Below are 17,926 nucleotides of genomic sequence, written 5' to 3'. Positions count from 1 at the left end.
TTTCGGAACAGTTTCGTGGACGGTCGTTGCCGAGCACACCTCGACAGCCGGAGCCAGGCAAAGCCTCTATCAACCAACGCTCCGAGGAACCACCAACGTGGAAACGCAGCATCGCGTCGTCGTGGACGACTCCCGCGAGCTAGCACAGGTAGACGACGACTCCGTCGAACTCGTCGTCACGTCGCCGCCGTATCCGATGATCGAGATGTGGGACGACCTCTTCGCGGAGCTCGACCCGACGGTGGCGGACCACCTCGACGCGGGCGACGGACAGGCGGCGTTCGAGGCGATGCACGAGCAACTGGAGCGCGTGTGGGCCGAAGTCGAGCGCGTCCTCGTCGACGGCGGCATCGCCTGTGTCAACGTGGGCGACGCGACGCGAAAGGTCGACGACAGCTTTCGCGTCTTCCAGAACCACTCGCGGATCGTCGACGCCTTCGAGGGGCTGGGGTTCGAGCCGCTGCCGGAGATTCTCTGGCGCAAGCCCGTCAACTCGGCGGCGAAGTTCATGGGCAGCGGGATGTTGCCGCCCAACGCCTACGTGACGCTCGAACACGAGTACGTGCTCGTGTTCCGGAACGGCAAGGCACACCGGGACTTCGAGCCCGGGTCGGATCGGCGCTACGGCGCGGCGTACTTCTGGGAGGAGCGTAACCAGTGGTTCAGCGACGTCTGGGAGGACGTCACGGGGGAACACCAGGCGCTGGACCACGACGAGTTGCGGAGCCGGTCCGCCGCGTACCCCTTCGAGATACCCTACCGACTGATCAACATGTACAGCGTCTACGGCGACACCGTCCTCGACCCGTTCTGGGGCACCGGAACGACGACGCTCGCCGCGATGACCGCCGGCCGGAACTCGGTCGGCTACGAGATCGACGGCGAGTTCACGGGCGTCTTCGACGACCGGACCGGAGCGATCCCCGAGTTCTCCGGCGACGTGGTCGAACAGCGACTGGCGGACCACCGCACCTTCGTCGAGGACAAACGCGAGGCGGGCGGGGAGTTCGACTACGAGGCCGACTACTACGACTTCCCGGTCACGACAAAGCAGGAGAAGCAGATCCGGCTGTACGCCGTCGACGCCGTCGAATCGACCGGGGACGGGTACCGGGCGGTTCACGATCCAATCGACGGCGGGCGTGCCGGTCCGGAGGCGGGGGCAGAGACGGAGCCGGAGCCGGAATCGGCGACCTCCCCCTCCGATCCGTGAGACGGCGGTACTGGCGGCGGAGAGACGTCGGGGAAGGGATCACGAGGCGAACGGTCCACCGCGAGAGTCGGTGACGGCGGTCGTTCGTGCGGGCGAATTCGAACAGTTCGGCAGGTTTCGTTCGGCGTGGCTGGCAGTTGTGCACCCTGTCGTAACGCTAAAGAGTCGAACGCCCGTTTTTCCCTGTAAGATGAATAACGACATCCGTTCTGGGAGGTGGTTCTGTGGGCGTTGAGATCCAGGAGTCGCCAGTTTCGGACGACGAATTCGACGCGATGCAGACGTTCGTGCGCGACTACCTGACGGCCAGCGTGGAGAACGAGGACGAGGGCGGCCGAATGCGGTGGTACCCCTGGCACTCCGCGGAGTACCGGTTCAATCACATCCTGAACGTCGTCGACCTCGCCGGAGAGATCGCTCGCGAAGAAGGGGCGAACGCCGACGTGACGCGCGTCGCCGCCCTCTTCCACGACGTGGCGAAACTCGAGGTCGACCAGGACGTCCACGCCGACGCCGGTGCGGACATCGCCCGCGAGTACCTCACGGCCCACGGCGACTACCCCGACTCGTTCGTCGACCAGGTGTGTACGGCCATCCGCGACCACTCCTACCAGGGCGACGTGACGGACCTGCCGATGGAGACCCAGTGTCTCATCGAGGCGGACATCCTGGACAAGGTCGGCGCCAACGGGACGGCGCTGATGCTGTTGCGAATGGGGTACGAGGCCCGCTCACACATGGACGCCGCCGAGATGGTCGGGCGCGTCGTCGAACGGGGCCGTGACGCTCGCGACCGTATCGAGAGCGAGACCGCCGATGCCGTGCTCCAGCGCCGTCTCAAGCGCGCCCGCTGGTTCCAGGAGTGGCTCGAGGGCGAGGTAGCCGAGATGGACGGCGAGGAAGCCGTCGTCGACATGGCCTCCGGCATGGGCGGCGACTAGAGCCGCGAGGCCGCCTCCGCGAGGAAGAGCAGACCCGACCCGGCCAGCACCGCCGCCGAGAGCCACGCAACCACCGGCGCGACCGACTCCACGCGTCGCCGGGCCGAGACGAGCGCCGCCGGAAAGCCGAGTATCCAGGCCACGACACCGGCGAACAGGCCGACGATTATCGCCGGCTCGCCGGTCTGGACGACGGCGCGTCCGGCGAGCGACTGGCCGACGACGGGCAGGGCCGCCAGCACGTCGAGCTGGCCCGGTTCGAGCAAGCCGACGCCGACGGTCAGCCAGAAGGCGATCTGGAATGGGTTCGTGAGCGCGAGGACGAACGCCTTGCGGAACCCCTTGCCCTCGTCGACGTCGTCGTCCACGAACGAGCGAGCGCTCGCGACGGCACCGTACGCGAAGTACAGCATCAAGAGCCCACCGGCGACGAACAGCACGGTCCTGACGGCCGGTGACCGCTGGACGAACGCGACCAGGCCGACCAGCGCCAGCAGGAAGAAACAGACGTCGGCCAGCATCGCTCCGAGACCAGCGCGGAAACCGGCGCTCCAGCCACGGAGCACGCTCTCCGTCGCGATGACGGCGTTCATCGGCCCCGGGGGCGCTGCCAGTGCGAGCCCGAAGACCATACCACCGACCAGCGTCGCGGCCAGAGACATCGCCCGCACGTTCGATATCGGCGGTGAAAGGGGTAACGGGACCGTGCTGAGAACTCGTGACATGGCGCGGTCGGTCCGCGCAGGGCGAGTGGACTGGCGCGACGTGCGGCCGGGTCAGCCAGTGGTCACCGACGCGATAGCGATAGCAGCCGCTCGTCGTCGTGAGAACGGCGTAGAGAGAAAAGAGACCGGGTCTAGAGCTTGCCGGCCTTCTGCAGCTTCATCAGGTCCTCGGTGTCGAGGGTTTCGCCTTCCTTGAACTTCTGGTAGATCTCCTCGGCCTCCTCCTTGGCGGCCTCCTGTTTCTCCTCGCGGGCGGAGCGCTCGGCCTTCTCCTCTTTCTTGTCCAGTTCGCGCAGGCGCTTCTGGACGCGGACGAAGTCCTCGTGGTGCTGGTCGGCCGCCTCCTGAGCGTCCACGAACTTCTCGTGCATCTCGTCGGCGTCGTCGCGGATGTCGTCGGCCTCGCGATAGGCCTCGATCATCTCGTTATGGTGCTTCTGGGCCTCGTCGGCGAGTTCCGTCACCTTCTGGTGGTGGGTCGAGGCTTCGGAGCGGACCTCCTCTGCCTCCTCCTTGAGGCCGTCGAGGTCGCCCGTCTGGTCGAGCTTCTCCTTCTTCTCGGCGAGTTGCTCGCGTTTCTCCTCGATCTTCTCGATGAGTTCGCGCTCGTCGTCGCTACTGAGCACCTCGGTCTGCTGTTTGAACTCCAGGTCTTCGATTTCGGACTCGAGCTTGTCGACGGACTTTCCCTCGTCGAGCTCGAGGTCGTTCTTCATCTTGTCGACCTTGTCGAAGAGCTTGTTGGCCTCCGCGTTGAGCTCGTTGCGCTGTTCCTTGTGCTCCTGGACCTGCTCGTTGAGCTCGTCGCGCTTCTCGCGGTGTTCCTGGGCCTCGTTGACCTTCTCACGGGTCTTCGCGTTGAGGTCGTCCCGGCTGGACGCCCGCTCGGATGCCAGCTGGTTCAGGTCGTTCCGTCGGTCGCGGAGCTGGCCGGCGAGCTTGATGAGCTCGCCCTTGGATTTGTTTTCGAGATCTTCGTCTGTGACTTCTACGTTTTTGGATTCGTCTATCGATTCTGCCATTGTTGTTAATCCTCGATTCCATGACCGCCACGGCGCTGGGCAGTCGTATTCCTCTCAGTGGGCTGACGCCGATAACAAGGGTTCCCTGTCATACTGGGCGGAATGCGATACTGCCTGAACGCCGGAGACGTTCTGGTACCTGTAGGTACTGGTCGATTTCCTTTAAACATTGCGGTACAACGAACACCGTGGTGACCGCTCACACCCTCGAGAAGCCGCGTGCCACGGGTTCACACGTCGTCGGGAGACGTTAAATACGGTACTCGTTGTGCGCCACGCCGTCGTCGGTGGCCACGGCGATAGTGACGGCGTCGCCGGCCGATAGCGAGATCGTCGTCACGTCGACGCGACCGTAGGCGCCCACTTTCAGTTCCTCCTGCTCTCGCTCGCCGTCGACGTCCCACTCGACCGTGACGGTCGCCGGCGAGGGGCGGTCGTGAATGACCACGACGTCGCTCTCGCCCGGCGTCGGGTCCGAGAGGACGCCCTGGACCGGCTGGTAGGCCGCAGCGAGTCGATCGAAGGCGGTCTTCTCGCTGCCGTCCCGGGCGAGCACGCCCATCCCGGCGTCGCCGACGTCGCGAAGCGCGTAGGCGGCCAGGACGTTCGTCCCGCGCAGTCGCAGCCGTTCGGCGACGGTGCCGAGGACGTCCGCCTGGTAGTCCTGGGACTCGTCGACGCCGCTGCCGACGCGCGCCGCGTGTCGTTCGGCGTCGAAGTCCGTCTCGTCGGCCGGGTCGTCGGCCGCGAGCGCGCCGGCGCCGAACTCCGCGACGACGTCCCCCAGGTCGAAGCGGTCGCAGAGCCAGTCGACGTCGCCGGCCTCGCCGAAGGTCCAGCCGGGATAGATCGTCGCGGCGTCCGGCCCGATGCCGGCCGGGCCGACGACGGGGAACGTCGGCACTTCGGAGACGACGTCGGCGACGGAGTCGACCGGGCCGCGGTCGTAACTCGCCCGCCACGCGCGCCAGCGGTAGCGGAGGCGGTCGACGGCGCCGGTTCCGAGCCCCTCGCCGAGGTCCGGCGTGGGATCGTCGTGAACAGAGACGGCGGCCAGGCTGGGTCGGTTCCGTCGGGCCCGGAGGAGGCGCTCGGCCAGGTTCTGCCCGCGCTCGACGTCGAACTCGCCGGGCCCGGTCAGCGGGAGGTCCTGCCAGACGAGCACGCCTTGTTCGTCGCACGCCTCGTACACCTCGGGAGAGAGGACGTGCGCGTGGGCGCGCACCAAGTTCGCGTTCGCCCGGACGGCTCGTTCGACGTCCGCCTCGGTGGCGTCGGTCAGGTTGACGCCGCGGGCCGCGACGCGCTCGCCGTTGACGAGCAGGCCGTCCTCGTCGTAGTCGACGCTCCGGAGCCCCGTGACGGTGGTCCGCTCTGAATCGTCGAGCTTCGCACGTAACGCGTAGCGGGGCTGGTCCCCCAGGTCGTGGGGCCACCACAGCGAGCCGTCGCGCACCTCGACGTCGTGGGTGACCGTCACCCGTCCTGGGTCCGTCTCGACGGCGGCGCGGTTCATCATCCCGCCGCCGCGGACGTCGCCCTCCGGCCGTATCGACAGTGTCATCCGGTCGTCGAGGGGCTGGTCGGTGACGACGGTCGCTTCGACGGCGACCGTGGGTTCCCCGTTGCCGACGCGAGGGGCGACGCTCAGCGATTCGACGTAGGGATCGGGGTGGGTCTCGATGGTCGCGCCCCACCAGATACCCGGCACCGACGCGTTTTGGGGAACGCGGTCGGTGTCGTAGATCCCGCCGAACCGGTCCTCGGGGGCCCGGCACTCGACGACCAGTTCGTTCTCGTCCTCGACGGGCAAGGAAACACGGAGCGGGTCGAAGTACGCGTCGTGTTCGGCCAGCTCGGCACCGTTGAGCCAGACGCGGGCGTGTGCGAAAACTCCCTCCAGGACGAGGACGGCGTGCTCGTCGTCGGCCTCCCGGGGGTCTGCGAACTCGGTTCGATAGGCGACGGCGTCGTCACCGGCAAACTTCACCGGCCGTCCGGGGACGTCGACGTCCTGCCACGTCGTCGCCGACGGGACGCCGGACCCGGGTTCGACTGCCGCACCTCGCCACTCCAGCGACATGTACGTTGCGCTGTTCTCCGCGGGCATGTACTTTACCCCCTGTCCTCGTCGTAGTGGTTCGTTCGCTGACGTTAGACGGCGCTCTCGGCACAGTCGGCAGAACGCCAGCGCGTGTCGGCGGCCCGGACGTCAGTCACAGCCCCGGACGTCAGTCACAGCCCCGGGGGTCGTCACCGCCTCCCCGGGGGTCGTCACCGCCTTGGGCAACGTCCGGGCCCTCGGTCGAGTCCCGATCCTCGCCCGTCCCGCCGAACGGGGCGGTGACGTGGTCGCTCACGTCGTCGATGTACTCTACGGCCGTGTCCGCGTAGCGGTCGATAAACCGGAACGAGACGACGTAGCTGACGGCGGCGACGGCGACGGCGAGGATGACGTTGCCCACCACCAGGCGGAGGACGACCGCCGGCGCGGCGGACAGCGACGCGTCGGTCATCGTGACTCCCTCGACCGGACCGAGCAGGAACATCCCCAGTCCGAGACTGAGCCCGTAGACGCCCCACTTGACCACCGGGTTGAAGACGACGGCGGAGGCGACGAGCGCGAGTTTGCTCATGCTATCGAAGACGGCCGCGAGGACGAGAAAGACGAGAAAGCCGACACCGAGCGTCGGCAGCATCGTGATGAACACGCCGAGTCCGAAACTACGGGCGACCTCCTCGGTCGTGTGGTCCTCGGAGAACGACCGGCGGAGCAGGCGCTTCGCACGACCGACGTTCTCCCGGACGGACCCGCGAACTCTCTGGAACACCTGCGCGCCTGTTGTTCCAAGGTGGTTGTAACTGTTACGGCTAGCGTTCGCATACCACTCACGGTGGCTCCGTTTCACAACCGTCGGTCGCCCCGGGTTCGACGCTGTGGCCGCTCGTCGGGTCCACCCCCGCGCCGTCCCACACTTTCACTTCCACTCCGGGGGAGGCGGACCTTCATATCCGTTCCCCGTGGACTCGGATGTATGATAGAGGAACTCCGGAACGAGACGACGGCAACGTGTGACGGGGAGAACTGCGAGCGGCGCCTCGCCGAGGAACCGACGCTCACGTTCCGGACCGAGGGCGGCGAGCGGCGTGCCTACGAGTGCCGCTGTGGCGCCGTCACGGTCACGGTCGCACGCGATTCCGAGTCGACTCGCTGAAGTGGGCCGACGGGAAAGCGGGGGTATGACCGAACGGGGCGGGACGACCGAAATCGTCCACGCGCACGGACACGAGAACGTGAGTGCCGAGCACGCGAGCACGCTGGAGCTGACGAGCGACGACTTTCTGACGCCGGCCGGCGACTGCATCCTCGCCATCGAAGCCGACCGCGTCCCCGCGGACTTCGACGACGCGTTCGTCGAGGCGTGCCGGGACGCCGACGCGACGATCACGCTGACCATCGAAGCCGGCGATCAGGCGGAGACAGTCACGGGCAGCGGCCACCCCGACCTGACCTTCGACGGCGACCGCAGCTTCGTCTGCCGGACGAGCGACTACGTCGACGACCGGACGGTGATGGTCGAGGCGGACAAAGCGGCCGCCGACCTCGACAGGGACTTCGTCGGTGCCCTCGCAGACGGTGCGGACGTGACCGCAACCTTCGCCGTCGAGTGACGGCGGCGAGTCAGAGTCGAGAACTCGTTCGAGACGGGCCTGTACGAATACCGCAGAACGCCCCTCAGTTTCGGGAGTTCGACGGCGCGGGCGAACGCTCGACGGCGAAGTCGTTCGCGTGGTCTTTGACGAACGTCGGGAAGTCGACGGGACTCCGGCCCAGCACGTCCCGGACGTCGTCGGTCACCCGTCCCGCGAGGCCGAACCGGGCCGTCGTGTAGATGGCGCTCATCACCAGCACCTTGCCGAGCGGCGTCCCCCGGCGGTACGTCTCCCAGACGAACTCGGGCAGCGACGGGTTCGCGTCGGTCACCGGCCGGCCCAGGACGTCGCTGAACACCGCGGCGACCTCGTCGTAGGTCAGCGCTTCGGGGCACGTGACGTCGTAGGCACGCCCGGCGTGACCGGGTTCGGTCAGCGCTGCGGCGGCCACGTCGGCGACGTCGCGCGCGTCGACGAAACTCGTCTCTCCCTCCCCGGCCGGGACGAACAACACGCCGTCTCGCACCTCCTCGCGGTGCTCCTCGAGGAAGTTCTGCATGAAAAAGGAGGCCCGGACGAACGTCCAGTCGAGGCCCGTCCCCTCGACGTGGCGCTCGATCCGTCGGTGGGGGAGCAACGGGTTCTTCTCGGCGCCGAGCACGGAGAGGACGACCACGGTATCGACGCCGACCCGTTCCGCGGCGTCGACGAAGTCGGTGATGGCGCCCACCCTGGAGAGTTGCGGTGGTCGCACCAGGAACAGGCGGTCGACGCCGTCGAGCGCGTCGCCCCACGTCTCCGGCTTCTCGAAGTCGAACGTGACGACCGCGTCGGCGTCGAGCGACTCCCGGGCCGCATCCGGGTCGCGAGCGGCCGCGCGTACCGGTTCGTCCGCGGCGGCGAGCGCGGCGACGACGCGGGACCCGACGGTGCCCGTCGCGCCGGTAACGAGAACTGTCATGTCCGCGATTCGGACCGCGAGGGTGAAGAAGTCGCCGGCCGATAGCGTCTCCGAGTCGGGAGGTGTTATTGGCGACGCGCCGCTACGGACGGACATGACCGACGACCCGGAGCCGACGGAGAACATCAGCGGCGGCGCGTCGGGCAGCGGGGTCGCGGCCGAGTTCGAACCCGCCGAGGCCGCGACGCGCGCGGAGGAAATCGTCGACAGGCTGGGCCAGCTGTACTGGACCAAGACCTACGGCGGCCGGGACGCCTTCGAGTGTCTCGTCCGGACGATCCTCAGCCAGAACACCTCCGACGTGGCGAGCCAGCCGGCTCACGACGCCTTGATGGACAGGTATGCACCGGACAACGAAGCGCACGATGACGACCCCGACCTGGCCGTCGCGCTGGCCGACGCGGAGCAGACACACCTCGCCGAGACCATCTCGTCGGCGGGGCTGTACAACCAGAAGTCCGCCCGGATCATCGAAATCGCCGAACTCGTCGTCGAGGAGTACGGGTCGGCCGCAGGGTTCGACACATTCGTCCGCGAGGGCGACCCGGAGGAGGTGCGGGACACGCTGCTGGAGATGACCGGCGTCGGCCCGAAGACGGCCGACTGCGTCCTGCTGTTCGCCGGCGGCCAGCCAGGCGTCTTTCCCGTCGACACCCACGTCCACCGCATCGCCCGACGGCTTGGCGTCGCGCCAGCCGACGCGGACCACGAGGGCGTCCGCGAGGCGCTGGAAGCGACAGTCCCGGGCGAGAAGTGCGGCTTCGGTCACACCGCGATGATCCAGTTCGGGCGCGAGTACTGCACCGCCCGGAAGCCGGCGTGTCTCGACGGCCCGGACGCCTGTCCCATCGAGGACCTGTGCGACCAGGTCGGCGTCTACCCCGTGGACGGCGACGTCGTCGACCCGAGCGAGGCGCCGGAGGCCGACTGAAGAAGCGAAAGCGGCGGAGAGCTTACGCGTCTGCCTGCCCGGCCGCGTCGATGCGCTCGAACTGCTCGTCGGTGAGTTCCACGTCGACAGCGCCGAGATTCTCGTCCAGCTGGTCGACGGTCCGTGCGCCGATGATCGGCACGCAGGTGAATCGCTCGTGGTCCATCAACCAGCGCAGGGAGACCTGAGCCGGCGTCGCGTCGGCCTCGTCGGCGACCGCGCGGACCTCGTCGAGGACGTCCCAGGCCCGCTCCGAGAGGTACCAGTCCTCGAAGTGCTCGTCCAGGTCGGCCCGGGAGCCGTCGGGGGCCTCCACTTCGCCGTCGCCGACGCGCTCGTACTTGCCGGTGAGGAAGCCGCCGTGGAGCGGCGAGTAGGGACACACTGCGAGGTCCTGGTCGGCGCAGACGTCCAGATAGTTTGCGACGGGGTCGCGGTGGGTGGCCGAGTACTGGGGCTGCGTGACGGTGAACGCTTCGTAGTTCTCGACGTCGGCTTTCCAGAGGCCCTTCGCGAGCTTCCAGGCGTCGCACGTCGAGATGCCGACGTAGTGGACCTTGCCCTCGCTGATCAGGTCGTCGACGGTGCGCAGGGTGCGCTCGATGGGCGTCTCGTCGTCGAACCGGTGCAGGTAGAGGATATCGAGGTAGTCGGTGTCCAGCTTTTCGAGCGACCCCTCGACTTCGGCGCGGACGTTCTTGCGCGAGAGGTTCTCCTGGAAGCGCGAGACGTCGGACCAGTAGCACTTCGACGCGATCACGAAGTCCTCGCGGTCGCGGTCCGCGAGCCACTCGCCGATCCATTTCTCGCTGCGGCCCTCGCCGTAGCCGTTCGCGGTGTCGATGAAGTTCCCCCCGCGGTCGGCGAAGGCGTCGAGCAATTCGTGAGCGCCCTCGCGGTCGGTCTCCATTACCCCGCTGTCCTCGTGTTCCTTGCCGAAGCGCCAGGTGCCGAAGCAGATGGGTGAGACTTCCAGTCCCGTGGTACCGAGTCGTTTGTACTCCATGTGTTGTACTCAGTTCGGTTCCGCTTAGTAGTACTGGCTCCATCCACTGCTCTCCGGCACTGGACAGCCCGTACGCGTCGGTCGTGTCGACTCAACGATCCGTCGACCAGCAGTCTGGGAGCTAATCGGTAATCGAAGTTACGTACGTTCGGTGCGAACGGTGGCTATGGTCCGCAGGAGCGTCCTCATCTCGCCGGGCGACCAGCCAGACAAACTCCGCAAGGCGGCGACGAGCGGCGCGGACGCGGTGGTGTTCGACCTCGAAGACGGCGTCGCCCCAGACCGGAAAGACGTCGCACGCGAGGTCGTCCGGGACGCCATCGCCGACTTCGACGCCGACTGCGAGCTGTGTGTGAGGGTCAATCCCATCGGCGCTGGAGCGACCCACGACCTCGACGCCGTGCTCGAGGACGCGGCGCCCGACAGCGTGATGCTCCCCAAGACGTCGGGCCCGAGCGAGGTCAGGATGCTGTTCCGAAAGCTCCGGAACCGCAACGCGCCGCTGCCCGTCATCGCGCTCGTCGAATCCGCCGAGGGCGTCCTGGGCGCGACCGACATCGCGACCGCCGCACCCACGTCAGCGCTTGTCTTCGGCGCCGAAGACCTCGCCGGCAACATCGGCGCGACGCGGTCGGCCGAGGGGTCGGAACTGGCCTACGCCCGCCAGCACGTGGTCCTGGCCGGTCGGGCCGCGGGCGTCGACCTGATCGACACGCACTACACAAAATACGAGGACGAAGCGGGGCTCCGGGACGACGCCCGCCGGGGCTGTCACCTGGGATACGACGGGAAACTCGCCATCCACCCGGCACAGATCGACGCGATCCACGACGCGTTCAGGCCGGACCCGGAACGGGTCGAGTGGGCCCGGACCATCATGACGGCGAAGCGGGACGCCGACGCCGAGGACCGGGGCGTGTTCGTCGTCGAGGGAGAGATGATCGACGCGCCGCAGATCCACCAGGCCGAACGGATCCTCGAACGCGCCGGTGAAGGGAAGCGTCGCTGACCCGTCCGAACACCGTCTGCCGTCAGCGGTCCGCCGGCCAACATGGGTCGACTGACCAGCACCGAGGTCGTTTTCCACCTCCAGGCCCAACCAGCGGGCATGCCCGTGTACGAGCGGTCCACGCACGTCGACGCGCCGCTCGAAGACGTCTGGGAGTTTCACTCCAGTGGGGACGGCCTCGAGGCCCTGACCCCCGACTGGCTGCACCTCCGGATCGAGGAGGCGACAGGCCCGGACGGTCAGCCGGACCCTGACGTGCTGGAGAAGGGGGCAACTATCGTCTCCTCGGTGCGGCCGTTCGGCGTCGGCCCGCGCCAGCGCTGGACCTCGGTGATCGTCGACCGGCGCGAACGCGACGGACACGCGCTCTTCCGCGACGAGATGGTCGACGGTCCCTTCGCGTCCTGGGAGCACACCCACCGCTTCTCCGCCGAGGGCGAGGGGACGCTAGTCCACGACCGCGTCGAGTACGAACTCCTCGGCGGTCCGGTCGGTCGCGTCGTCGACCCCTTCGCGGTCGTCGGCTTCGAACCGATGTTCCGATACCGGCACCGCCGGACGCGGGAACTCCTCGGCTAGGTACCACATCTTTTTCTCGGAGTGGGCCCCACTCGATCGTATGACAGACGTCCTGATCGTCGGCGGCGGCCCCGCTGGCCTGAGCGCCGCGCTGTTCACCGCGAAGAACGACCTCGACACCGTCGTCTTCGACACGGACGAGACGTGGATGCACAAGGCGCACCTGTTCAACTACCTCGGCATCGAGAGCGAGGACGGGACGCAGTTCGTGGAGGACGCTCGAGCCCAGGCCGAGGGCTTCGGCGCCGACCTCCACGAAGCGAAGGTCACCGACGTCGCCGCGAGCGACGACGGCTTCACTGTCTCGACCGACGACGGCGAGCACGAAGCGCCGTACCTCGTCCTCGCGACCGGTGCCAAGCGCGATCTCGCGGAGAGTCTGGGCTGTGCGTTCACCGACGAGGACGTCGTCGACGTCGACGTGGACATGGAGACCTCCGTCGCGGACGCCTACGCCACCGGCGCGATGGTCCGGGCCGAGGAGTGGCAGGCGGTCATCGCCGCCGGTGACGGGGCGGCCGCGGCGCTGAACATCCTCTCGAAGGAGAAGGGGGAGCACTTCCACGACTTCGACGTCCCCGCCGACGCCGAGTAACTCTCGCCGAAGATAGCCCTCACGCAGTCGCTACCTTTTCGATTTCGCCCTTGAGCGCCGCGGCGTCGAAGTCGTGGTCCGGGCGGATGTTGACGAAGTCGAGGAACTCCTCGGCCGAGAGCAGCGCCGCCGAGTCGTAGTGAGCCGCCGCTGCGGGAACGGCGACGCGGGCGCCGACCAGTGGTTCGAGGGCCCCGAGCGCGCAGGCCAGGTCGTAGGACCGGGCGTCCTCGATGGCCTCGTCCCGGACGTTCGTCGCGTCGATGAAGTAGAGGTCGCCGCCGGAGACGAGCACGTTCTCGCCGCGGAAGTCGCCGTGGGCGAGGCCGGCCTCGTGCATCCGGTGGAGGAAGTCGAACACCGTCGGCGCGTGCTCGGCGACGACGTCGGGGTCCAGTTCCTCCAGCGTCTCGAACTCGGGCAGGTACTCCAGCACCAGAACGCCGACGCCGTCGTACTCGAAGGCCTCGACCGGTTCGGGCGCGTTGACGCCGATCTCGCGCATCTTCCGCGTCGCTTCGAGTTCGTGTTCGGCCATCTCGTACGGCGTCCCGAAGTGCTCGAAAAAGCCCTCGCGCCCGGAGGAAAACGCCCCCAGGTTCCGGCCGGCCGTCAACAGTGCGTGGACGACGGAGTTCTGCTCGGTGACCACCTTGACGAACCACTCGTCGTCGACCACCATCGGCGTCGACAGCCAGTTGTCCGCCTCCAGGAACTCGACACGGACCCCGGGCTGGTCGTACCGGCGCGCGACCTCGGCCACGACCCCCTCCAGTGTCTCCCAGGGGACGCGACCGCGGAGGAATCGGCGAAACGCCATCTGCTCACAGTAACGTGTGGGACCGCCATAGTGGTTCGGTTCTAGGGGATAGAGTGTTCGACGTGAACCAGAGAACAGAACTGCCAACAACTCGAAAGCCCCGCCCGACGTGGCAATCCAATCAGGCGGGGCTTTCGGATTGCTGACGGTCATCGTGGCATCGGTCGCGACAATTCCTGTCGAACCACCGGGTGCGTGAAATGCTATTTGTTCCCACGGAACTAAGCACCCTCCATGAACTCAACCTCCATGAACTTCGACCTCCCGGACGAGCACCGGATGATCCGCGACTCCGTCCGCGAGTTCTGCGAGGCCGAGATCGCACCGATAGCCCAGGAGATCGAGGACGAACACCGGTTTCCTGCGGAGATATTCGACCAGCTCGCCGACCTGGATATGCTCGGGGTCCCCGTCGCGGACGAGTGGGGCGGCCTCGGCGGCGACCAGCTGATGTACGCGCTCGTGACGGAGGAACTCGGGCGGGTGTCCGGGAGCGTCGGCCTCTCCTACGCGGCGCACACGTCGCTGGCGTCGAAGCCCATCGAGAACTTCGGGAACGACGAACAGAAAGAACGCTGGCTCCGGCCGCTGGCGACGGGTGAGTACCTCGGCGGCTGGGCGCTCACCGAACCGGGGAGCGGGAGCGACGCCAGCGACATGGAGACTACCGCTGAGCGGAGCTCAGCGACGTCTCACTCCGAAGGAGATGAGACGACCGCCGGGCGCGAGGGCGGCGAGTACGTCCTGAACGGGACCAAGCAGTTCATCACCAACGCCTCCGTCGCGGGCTCGATCCTCGTGAAGGCCGTCACGGAACCCGGCGCGGGCTACGACGGCATCTCCACGTTTATCGTCGACCCCGAGAACGACGACGGCTTCGAGGTGACGACGGAGTGGGACAAGATGGGGCTCAACGCCTCGCCGACCTGCGAGATACAGTTCACCGACTGCCGAATTCCCGCGGACCGACTGCTCGGCGAGGAGGGCGAGGGCTGGGAGCAGACGAAGGCGACGCTCGACGGCGGTCGCATCTCCATCGCCGCGCTCTCCGTGGGGCTTGCCCAGGGCGCCTTCGAGGCGGCGCTCGCGTACGCGAAGGAGCGCGAACAGTTCGACCAGCCGATCGGGAAGTTCGACGCCGTCCGCGACATGCTCGTGGCGATGGACCGGAAGATCGAACGGGCGCGGCTGCTGACGCACAAGGCCGCGACGGCGTACGATAACGGCGAGGACGTGACCCGGATCTCCTCGATGGCGAAACTGGACGCAAGCGAGATCTGTCGTGAGGTCGCCGAGGACGCCGTCCAGGTGCTCGGCGGCTACGGCTACACCACCGACTTCGCGCCCCAGCGGTTCTACCGGGACGCCAAACTCATGGAGATCGGCGAAGGAACTAGCGAGATACAGCGGATGGTGCTGGGGCGGGAACTGGGGCTGTAGCGACGACGGGGAGTGACGCCAGTTTCCGGTGCCGAAACCTCAATTATTTTGTGTCGTCTCGGTGAAGACATCCGCAACTGTGTCAGTACGGTGGAGTCGGGTTTCGGTGGTGGCTGCCCTCCTCGTCGTGCTCGCCTTCGTCACCGGCCCGGCGAGCATAACCGTCGCCGGGAAGGACCCCAGCGGATCCGCGGCCGGAACGGACGGCCTCTCGGTGACGACCACGGCGCCCACGTGCCTCGATAGCGGCCCGTTCCCGGCAGACGGGTGGATTCAGGCGTCCCGAGCGGCCGACGGAACGACGCTGACGATGAACGCCACCGTCGCCCACGATGCGGATCACGTCCCCGTTATTTCGGCCGACAGACGCCGCGAGCGGCTGGTCCTCTCGCTCGACGCAACGGACCGAGACGCTGCGACGGCGGCCGCCGCGCTCCCGGGACACGGCGAGTGCCAGACCGGTTCGCGAGTCGTCGTCACGGCCGTGATTCCCGGGAGTATCAGCGAAGTCACCGTCGAGATCGACGGGTCGACGGTCCAGACCGTCGACGCGGACGGCCTCGTCCCGTCGGTGTCGTCGGTTTCCGGTCCGCTCGACGCCTGAGGCGGGAGCGAGCGGCTCGGACCAGCGATCCTCACTCCGTCGCCTTCAGGTTGTGAACCGGCTCTAGCCAGTCGACCACCTCGGCGGTCGGTTCGATGGCCTCTGCGATGGCCTCGGCGGGCTTGTAGGCCATCGGTGCCTCGTCGCGGACCGCCTCGACGACCGATTCGGAGTAGATACCGTCCATCGCGTCGGCGAACTCGTCCATCCCGATGGTTTCGTTGGCGGCGCCGCGGCTCATCGTTCGGCCAGCGCCGTGTGGCGCGGTCTGGTGGTACTCGTCGTTGCCCTTCCCCCGGGCCAGCAGCGAGCCGTCGGCCATGTTGAACGGGACGACCAGGCGCTGGCCCTCGCGGGCGGGCGTCGCGCCCTTGCGAATCGTCATGTCCGCGAAGTCGACGTAGTTGTGGATGGACTGGAACCGATCGGCCGGTTCGACGCCGAGTGCCTCACAGATGGCGTCGACCATTCGCTCGCGGTTCCAGCGCGCGTACTGCTGGGCGAACAGCATGTCGACGTAGTAGCCGTGGGCCTCCCGGCCTTCGAGCCAGTCGAGGTCGGTGTTGCGAGAGTCGGCGGCGTCGCCGCTATTGTCACTGTCATCGTCGTCGGCCACGACGTCGCTCGGCCGGAGCTTCGACAGCGCGTCGAAGGCGTCCTCGATGTCGCTCCCCTCGAAGTCGTCGCGGACTCGCTGTTTCCGGATGTGTGACTCGCCCTTGCCGCCCGTGACCCACTCGTAGAGGTCGCGGCCCTCGACCGTTTCCGGGTCGAACTTGAGGTAGTCGCCGTAGCCGTCGGGAATCGCCTCGCGGATCTGCTCGACGCTCCGCCGGTCCGAGGCCCTGGCCTGCCAGTACTCGGCGACGGACTTCCCCAGGTAACGCGACCCGCTGTGGACGACCAGCCAGTAGTCGCCCGCCTCCCTGGCGCGGGCGAACTCGACGAAGTGATTGCCGCCACCGAGGGTGCCGGCGCTCTGGATGACGTGCCCCATCCCCTGGCGCTGGCTGGCCAGCACGCGCTCGCAGAGCGCCTCGAAGTACTTCCCGTCGTACCCCTCGAAGTCGAACTCGATGGGGTCGACGTGCTCGCCGAACCGGGCTTCGAAGGCCTCGTCGAACCGCTCGAAGACGCGGTTGGCCCGCTCGAACGGGAACTCGTTCACCAGGTGGGGTGCGTCGTCGTAGTCGTGGACGTTGCGGCCCATCGGAACTGCCTCGCGGACGCGCCGCTCGCGCTCCGCGTCGGCGAGGGGAAGTTCGTCACCGAGGTTCGCTGCCGCCATCCCACAGCCCACGTCGACCCCGACGATGTTCGGCACGATGCGCTCGGCCAGCGGCATAGTGAAGCCGATCGGCGCGCCGGCACCGACGTGGGTGTCCGGCATGATGCGTACCGGCTCGGTGAACGCCGGGTGGTCGATCAGCTCCTGGATCTGGGCCAGCGCCGACTCTTCGACCAGCGACTCGTCCCCGGACAGTGAATCGTCTTCGGACAGCGAGTCGTTCTCGGCCAGTGAGTCGTCTTCGGACAGCGAGTCGTCGTCGACCAGCACGCGCGCCGTCGTGTGCGCGCCCGTCAGCTCTATCGCCATAGCGTGATGTGGCCGTACTCGACTCGCGGGCTTGTAGCTGACGGGACCGTGTGCGTGACTCTCTGGGGAGACGCTTCGATGGAGAGTGGTGGAGGCTGGATGATTCGTGTGTCTGTGTGGTGAGCGGGTGGTTCGTGGGACTTTTGCTGGAAGAAATGACACCGCCAACACCCAGAAAGCCCTCGGCGCGCTCGGGTCGCGCGGACCACGCTGCGCGCCTCACTCCGTTCGGTGCTTGCGGGTCCGTGCTTCCCCGACCACGCCTCGCCCTTTCATTCCTCCAGGGCCAGCACCACACCACAGCCCTGCCCTTCCCCTTCCACGCGAGCGAAGCGAGTGTGGGCTCGAAAGACGAGGTGTGCCGAGTCTGTCGGTGGGTCGGCCGACGAGACGGCCTCCCGGCCGGGCGGTTGCCGAGCGGTCAGGACGCGTGATTCGCGCCGGACGGCGCGAATCCGGGGAGGGGTGGCGGACTCAATCGGTCGCGCGTTTCATCGCGCGAGCGATGCAGGGCCTGGTGTCTTGCGCGAACGGAGTGAGCGCAAGGCTCAGGAGAGCTTGCTCTCCTGGTGGAATGAAAGGGCGAGGTGGGGTCGCGTGGCCTGAGCGGGCCCTATCCGAGCGACGGAGGAGCGAGGATATCTCGCTCAGGGCGCGTCGAGCGCGCCGAGGGCTTTCTGGGTGGTGGCGGTCTCGATTCCGACTCCAGAGAGCGTGCCGAGGGCTTTCTGGGTGGTGGCGGTCTCGATTCCGACTCCAGAGAGCGCGCCGAGAGCTTTCGAGGTGTTGGACGTCGTGGTCACAGCAGCTCTGGCAATTCGTTCAGTCC

Annotated in this window: 19 protein-coding genes; 10 read left to right on the top strand and 9 right to left on the bottom strand. The window is 67.4% G+C overall.

Going from position 1 to position 17,926, the window contains the following annotated elements; genetic code table 11:
- Positions 1–97 precede the first annotated feature (97 nt).
- Complete coding sequence (locus BM337_RS11795) at positions 98–1,213, top strand: DNA-methyltransferase (RefSeq protein WP_089816791.1); 1,116 nt, start codon at positions 98–100, stop codon at positions 1,211–1,213.
- Between the two features lie 224 nt (positions 1,214–1,437).
- Positions 1,438–2,154, top strand: a complete 717-nt coding sequence (locus BM337_RS11790) for an HD domain-containing protein (RefSeq protein WP_089816790.1) — start codon at positions 1,438–1,440, stop codon at positions 2,152–2,154.
- Here the strand turns inward: BM337_RS11790 and BM337_RS11785 are convergent.
- The 4 genes from BM337_RS11785 to BM337_RS11770 all read right to left on the bottom strand — a co-directional run bounded on the left by BM337_RS11785 (position 2,151) and on the right by BM337_RS11770 (position 6,732).
- Positions 2,151–2,816, bottom strand: a complete 666-nt coding sequence (locus BM337_RS11785; RefSeq protein WP_089816789.1) for a LysE family translocator — start codon at positions 2,814–2,816, stop codon at positions 2,151–2,153. The two genes, BM337_RS11790 and BM337_RS11785, sit on opposite strands and share 4 nt — an antisense overlap.
- Before the next feature lie 194 nt (positions 2,817–3,010).
- Positions 3,011–3,901, bottom strand: a complete 891-nt coding sequence (locus BM337_RS11780; protein ID WP_089816788.1) for a coiled-coil protein — start codon at positions 3,899–3,901, stop codon at positions 3,011–3,013.
- A gap of 250 nt (positions 3,902–4,151) precedes the next feature.
- Positions 4,152–5,984, bottom strand: a complete 1,833-nt coding sequence (locus tag BM337_RS11775) for a glycosyl hydrolase 2 galactose-binding domain-containing protein (RefSeq protein WP_089817192.1) — start codon at positions 5,982–5,984, stop codon at positions 4,152–4,154.
- Positions 5,985–6,132: 148 nt separating this feature from the next.
- Entirely contained in the window at positions 6,133–6,732 is a 600-nt protein-coding gene (locus BM337_RS11770) for a DUF2062 domain-containing protein (protein ID WP_245778656.1), read from the bottom strand.
- Between the two features lie 204 nt (positions 6,733–6,936).
- On the opposite strand from BM337_RS11770, the gene BM337_RS11765 reads away from it, so the two are divergent.
- Complete coding sequence (locus tag BM337_RS11765) at positions 6,937–7,116, top strand: hypothetical protein (protein ID WP_089816787.1); 180 nt, start codon at positions 6,937–6,939, stop codon at positions 7,114–7,116.
- 25 nt (positions 7,117–7,141) lie between these two features.
- Positions 7,142–7,573 carry a DUF371 domain-containing protein gene (locus BM337_RS11760; RefSeq protein ID WP_089816786.1) on the top strand — a complete coding sequence of 144 codons (432 nt, stop codon included), beginning with the start codon at positions 7,142–7,144 and terminating at the stop codon, positions 7,571–7,573.
- A gap of 64 nt (positions 7,574–7,637) precedes the next feature.
- Here the strand turns inward: BM337_RS11760 and BM337_RS11755 are convergent, their stop codons facing one another.
- Positions 7,638–8,516, bottom strand: a complete 879-nt coding sequence (locus BM337_RS11755) for an NmrA family NAD(P)-binding protein (RefSeq protein WP_089817190.1) — start codon at positions 8,514–8,516, stop codon at positions 7,638–7,640.
- Positions 8,517–8,610: 94 nt separating this feature from the next.
- On the opposite strand from BM337_RS11755, the gene BM337_RS11750 reads away from it, so the two are divergent.
- The gene (locus BM337_RS11750; RefSeq protein WP_089816785.1) at positions 8,611–9,447 is read left to right on the top strand and encodes an endonuclease III domain-containing protein; all 837 of its coding nucleotides are present in this window, start codon (positions 8,611–8,613) and stop codon (positions 9,445–9,447) included.
- A 22-nt stretch (positions 9,448–9,469) separates the two neighbouring features.
- Here BM337_RS11750 and BM337_RS11745 read toward each other — a convergent pair whose 3' ends face one another.
- Positions 9,470–10,453 (bottom strand): aldo/keto reductase, encoded by a 984-nt coding sequence (locus tag BM337_RS11745; RefSeq protein WP_089816784.1) that lies wholly within the window; start codon positions 10,451–10,453, stop codon positions 9,470–9,472.
- Between the two features lie 166 nt (positions 10,454–10,619).
- Between BM337_RS11745 and BM337_RS11740 the strand changes: the two genes are divergently transcribed.
- The 3 genes from BM337_RS11740 to BM337_RS11730 all read left to right on the top strand — a co-directional run bounded on the left by BM337_RS11740 (position 10,620) and on the right by BM337_RS11730 (position 12,636).
- Entirely contained in the window at positions 10,620–11,462 is an 843-nt protein-coding gene (locus BM337_RS11740) for an HpcH/HpaI aldolase/citrate lyase family protein (protein WP_089816783.1), read from the top strand.
- Positions 11,463–11,561: 99 nt separating this feature from the next.
- The gene (locus tag BM337_RS11735) at positions 11,562–12,041 is read left to right on the top strand and encodes an SRPBCC family protein (protein WP_089817189.1); all 480 of its coding nucleotides are present in this window, start codon (positions 11,562–11,564) and stop codon (positions 12,039–12,041) included.
- Between the two features lie 40 nt (positions 12,042–12,081).
- The gene (locus BM337_RS11730) at positions 12,082–12,636 is read left to right on the top strand and encodes an NAD(P)/FAD-dependent oxidoreductase (protein ID WP_089816782.1); all 555 of its coding nucleotides are present in this window, start codon (positions 12,082–12,084) and stop codon (positions 12,634–12,636) included.
- Positions 12,637–12,655: 19 nt separating this feature from the next.
- Here BM337_RS11730 and BM337_RS11725 read toward each other — a convergent pair whose 3' ends face one another.
- A complete protein-coding gene (locus BM337_RS11725; protein ID WP_089816781.1) occupies positions 12,656–13,456 on the bottom strand; it encodes an RIO1 family regulatory kinase/ATPase domain-containing protein in 801 nt (266 codons plus the stop codon).
- A 249-nt stretch (positions 13,457–13,705) separates the two neighbouring features.
- Here BM337_RS11725 and BM337_RS11720 point away from each other — a divergent pair, with 249 nt between their 5' ends.
- Positions 13,706–14,896, top strand: coding sequence for an acyl-CoA dehydrogenase family protein (locus tag BM337_RS11720; RefSeq protein ID WP_089817188.1), 1,191 nt, complete (start codon positions 13,706–13,708; stop codon positions 14,894–14,896).
- 109 nt (positions 14,897–15,005) lie between these two features.
- On the top strand, positions 15,006–15,500 hold the full coding sequence (locus BM337_RS11715; RefSeq protein WP_089816780.1) for a hypothetical protein: 495 nt from the start codon (positions 15,006–15,008) through the stop codon (positions 15,498–15,500).
- A 31-nt stretch (positions 15,501–15,531) separates the two neighbouring features.
- Here the strand turns inward: BM337_RS11715 and BM337_RS11710 are convergent, their stop codons facing one another.
- Positions 15,532–17,097 (bottom strand): RtcB family protein, encoded by a 1,566-nt coding sequence (locus BM337_RS11710; RefSeq protein WP_089816779.1) that lies wholly within the window; start codon positions 17,095–17,097, stop codon positions 15,532–15,534.
- Between the two features lie 647 nt (positions 17,098–17,744).
- Positions 17,745–17,900 (bottom strand): hypothetical protein, encoded by a 156-nt coding sequence (locus tag BM337_RS21180; RefSeq protein ID WP_177227452.1) that lies wholly within the window; start codon positions 17,898–17,900, stop codon positions 17,745–17,747.
- Positions 17,901–17,926: the final 26 nt, after the last annotated feature.

Source organism: Halomicrobium zhouii, assembly GCF_900114435.1.
GTDB lineage: Archaea > Halobacteriota > Halobacteria > Halobacteriales > Haloarculaceae > Halomicrobium > Halomicrobium zhouii.
This window is presented reverse-complemented; position numbering and strand designations above follow the sequence as displayed.

Excerpts from the sequence above, each read along its gene's own strand:
- BM337_RS11755 (WP_089817190.1), bottom strand. The coding sequence starts at position 8,516 with ATGACAGTTCTCGTTACCGGCGCGACGGGCACCGTCGGGTCCCGCGTC.
- BM337_RS11760 (WP_089816786.1), top strand. The coding sequence starts at position 7,142 with ATGACCGAACGGGGCGGGACGACCGAAATCGTCCACGCGCACGGACAC.
- BM337_RS11775 (WP_089817192.1), bottom strand. The coding sequence starts at position 5,984 with ATGTCGCTGGAGTGGCGAGGTGCGGCAGTCGAACCCGGGTCCGGCGTC.
- BM337_RS11780 (WP_089816788.1), bottom strand. The coding sequence starts at position 3,901 with ATGGCAGAATCGATAGACGAATCCAAAAACGTAGAAGTCACAGACGAA.
- BM337_RS11710 (WP_089816779.1), bottom strand. The coding sequence starts at position 17,097 with ATGGCGATAGAGCTGACGGGCGCGCACACGACGGCGCGCGTGCTGGTC.
- BM337_RS11720 (WP_089817188.1), top strand. The coding sequence starts at position 13,706 with ATGAACTTCGACCTCCCGGACGAGCACCGGATGATCCGCGACTCCGTC.
- BM337_RS11730 (WP_089816782.1), top strand. The coding sequence starts at position 12,082 with ATGACAGACGTCCTGATCGTCGGCGGCGGCCCCGCTGGCCTGAGCGCC.
- BM337_RS11745 (WP_089816784.1), bottom strand. The coding sequence starts at position 10,453 with ATGGAGTACAAACGACTCGGTACCACGGGACTGGAAGTCTCACCCATC.
- BM337_RS11735 (WP_089817189.1), top strand. The coding sequence starts at position 11,562 with ATGCCCGTGTACGAGCGGTCCACGCACGTCGACGCGCCGCTCGAAGAC.
- BM337_RS11740 (WP_089816783.1), top strand. The coding sequence starts at position 10,620 with ATGGTCCGCAGGAGCGTCCTCATCTCGCCGGGCGACCAGCCAGACAAA.
- BM337_RS11785 (WP_089816789.1), bottom strand. The coding sequence starts at position 2,816 with ATGTCTCTGGCCGCGACGCTGGTCGGTGGTATGGTCTTCGGGCTCGCA.
- BM337_RS11725 (WP_089816781.1), bottom strand. The coding sequence starts at position 13,456 with ATGGCGTTTCGCCGATTCCTCCGCGGTCGCGTCCCCTGGGAGACACTG.
- BM337_RS11765 (WP_089816787.1), top strand. The coding sequence starts at position 6,937 with ATGATAGAGGAACTCCGGAACGAGACGACGGCAACGTGTGACGGGGAG.
- BM337_RS11750 (WP_089816785.1), top strand. The coding sequence starts at position 8,611 with ATGACCGACGACCCGGAGCCGACGGAGAACATCAGCGGCGGCGCGTCG.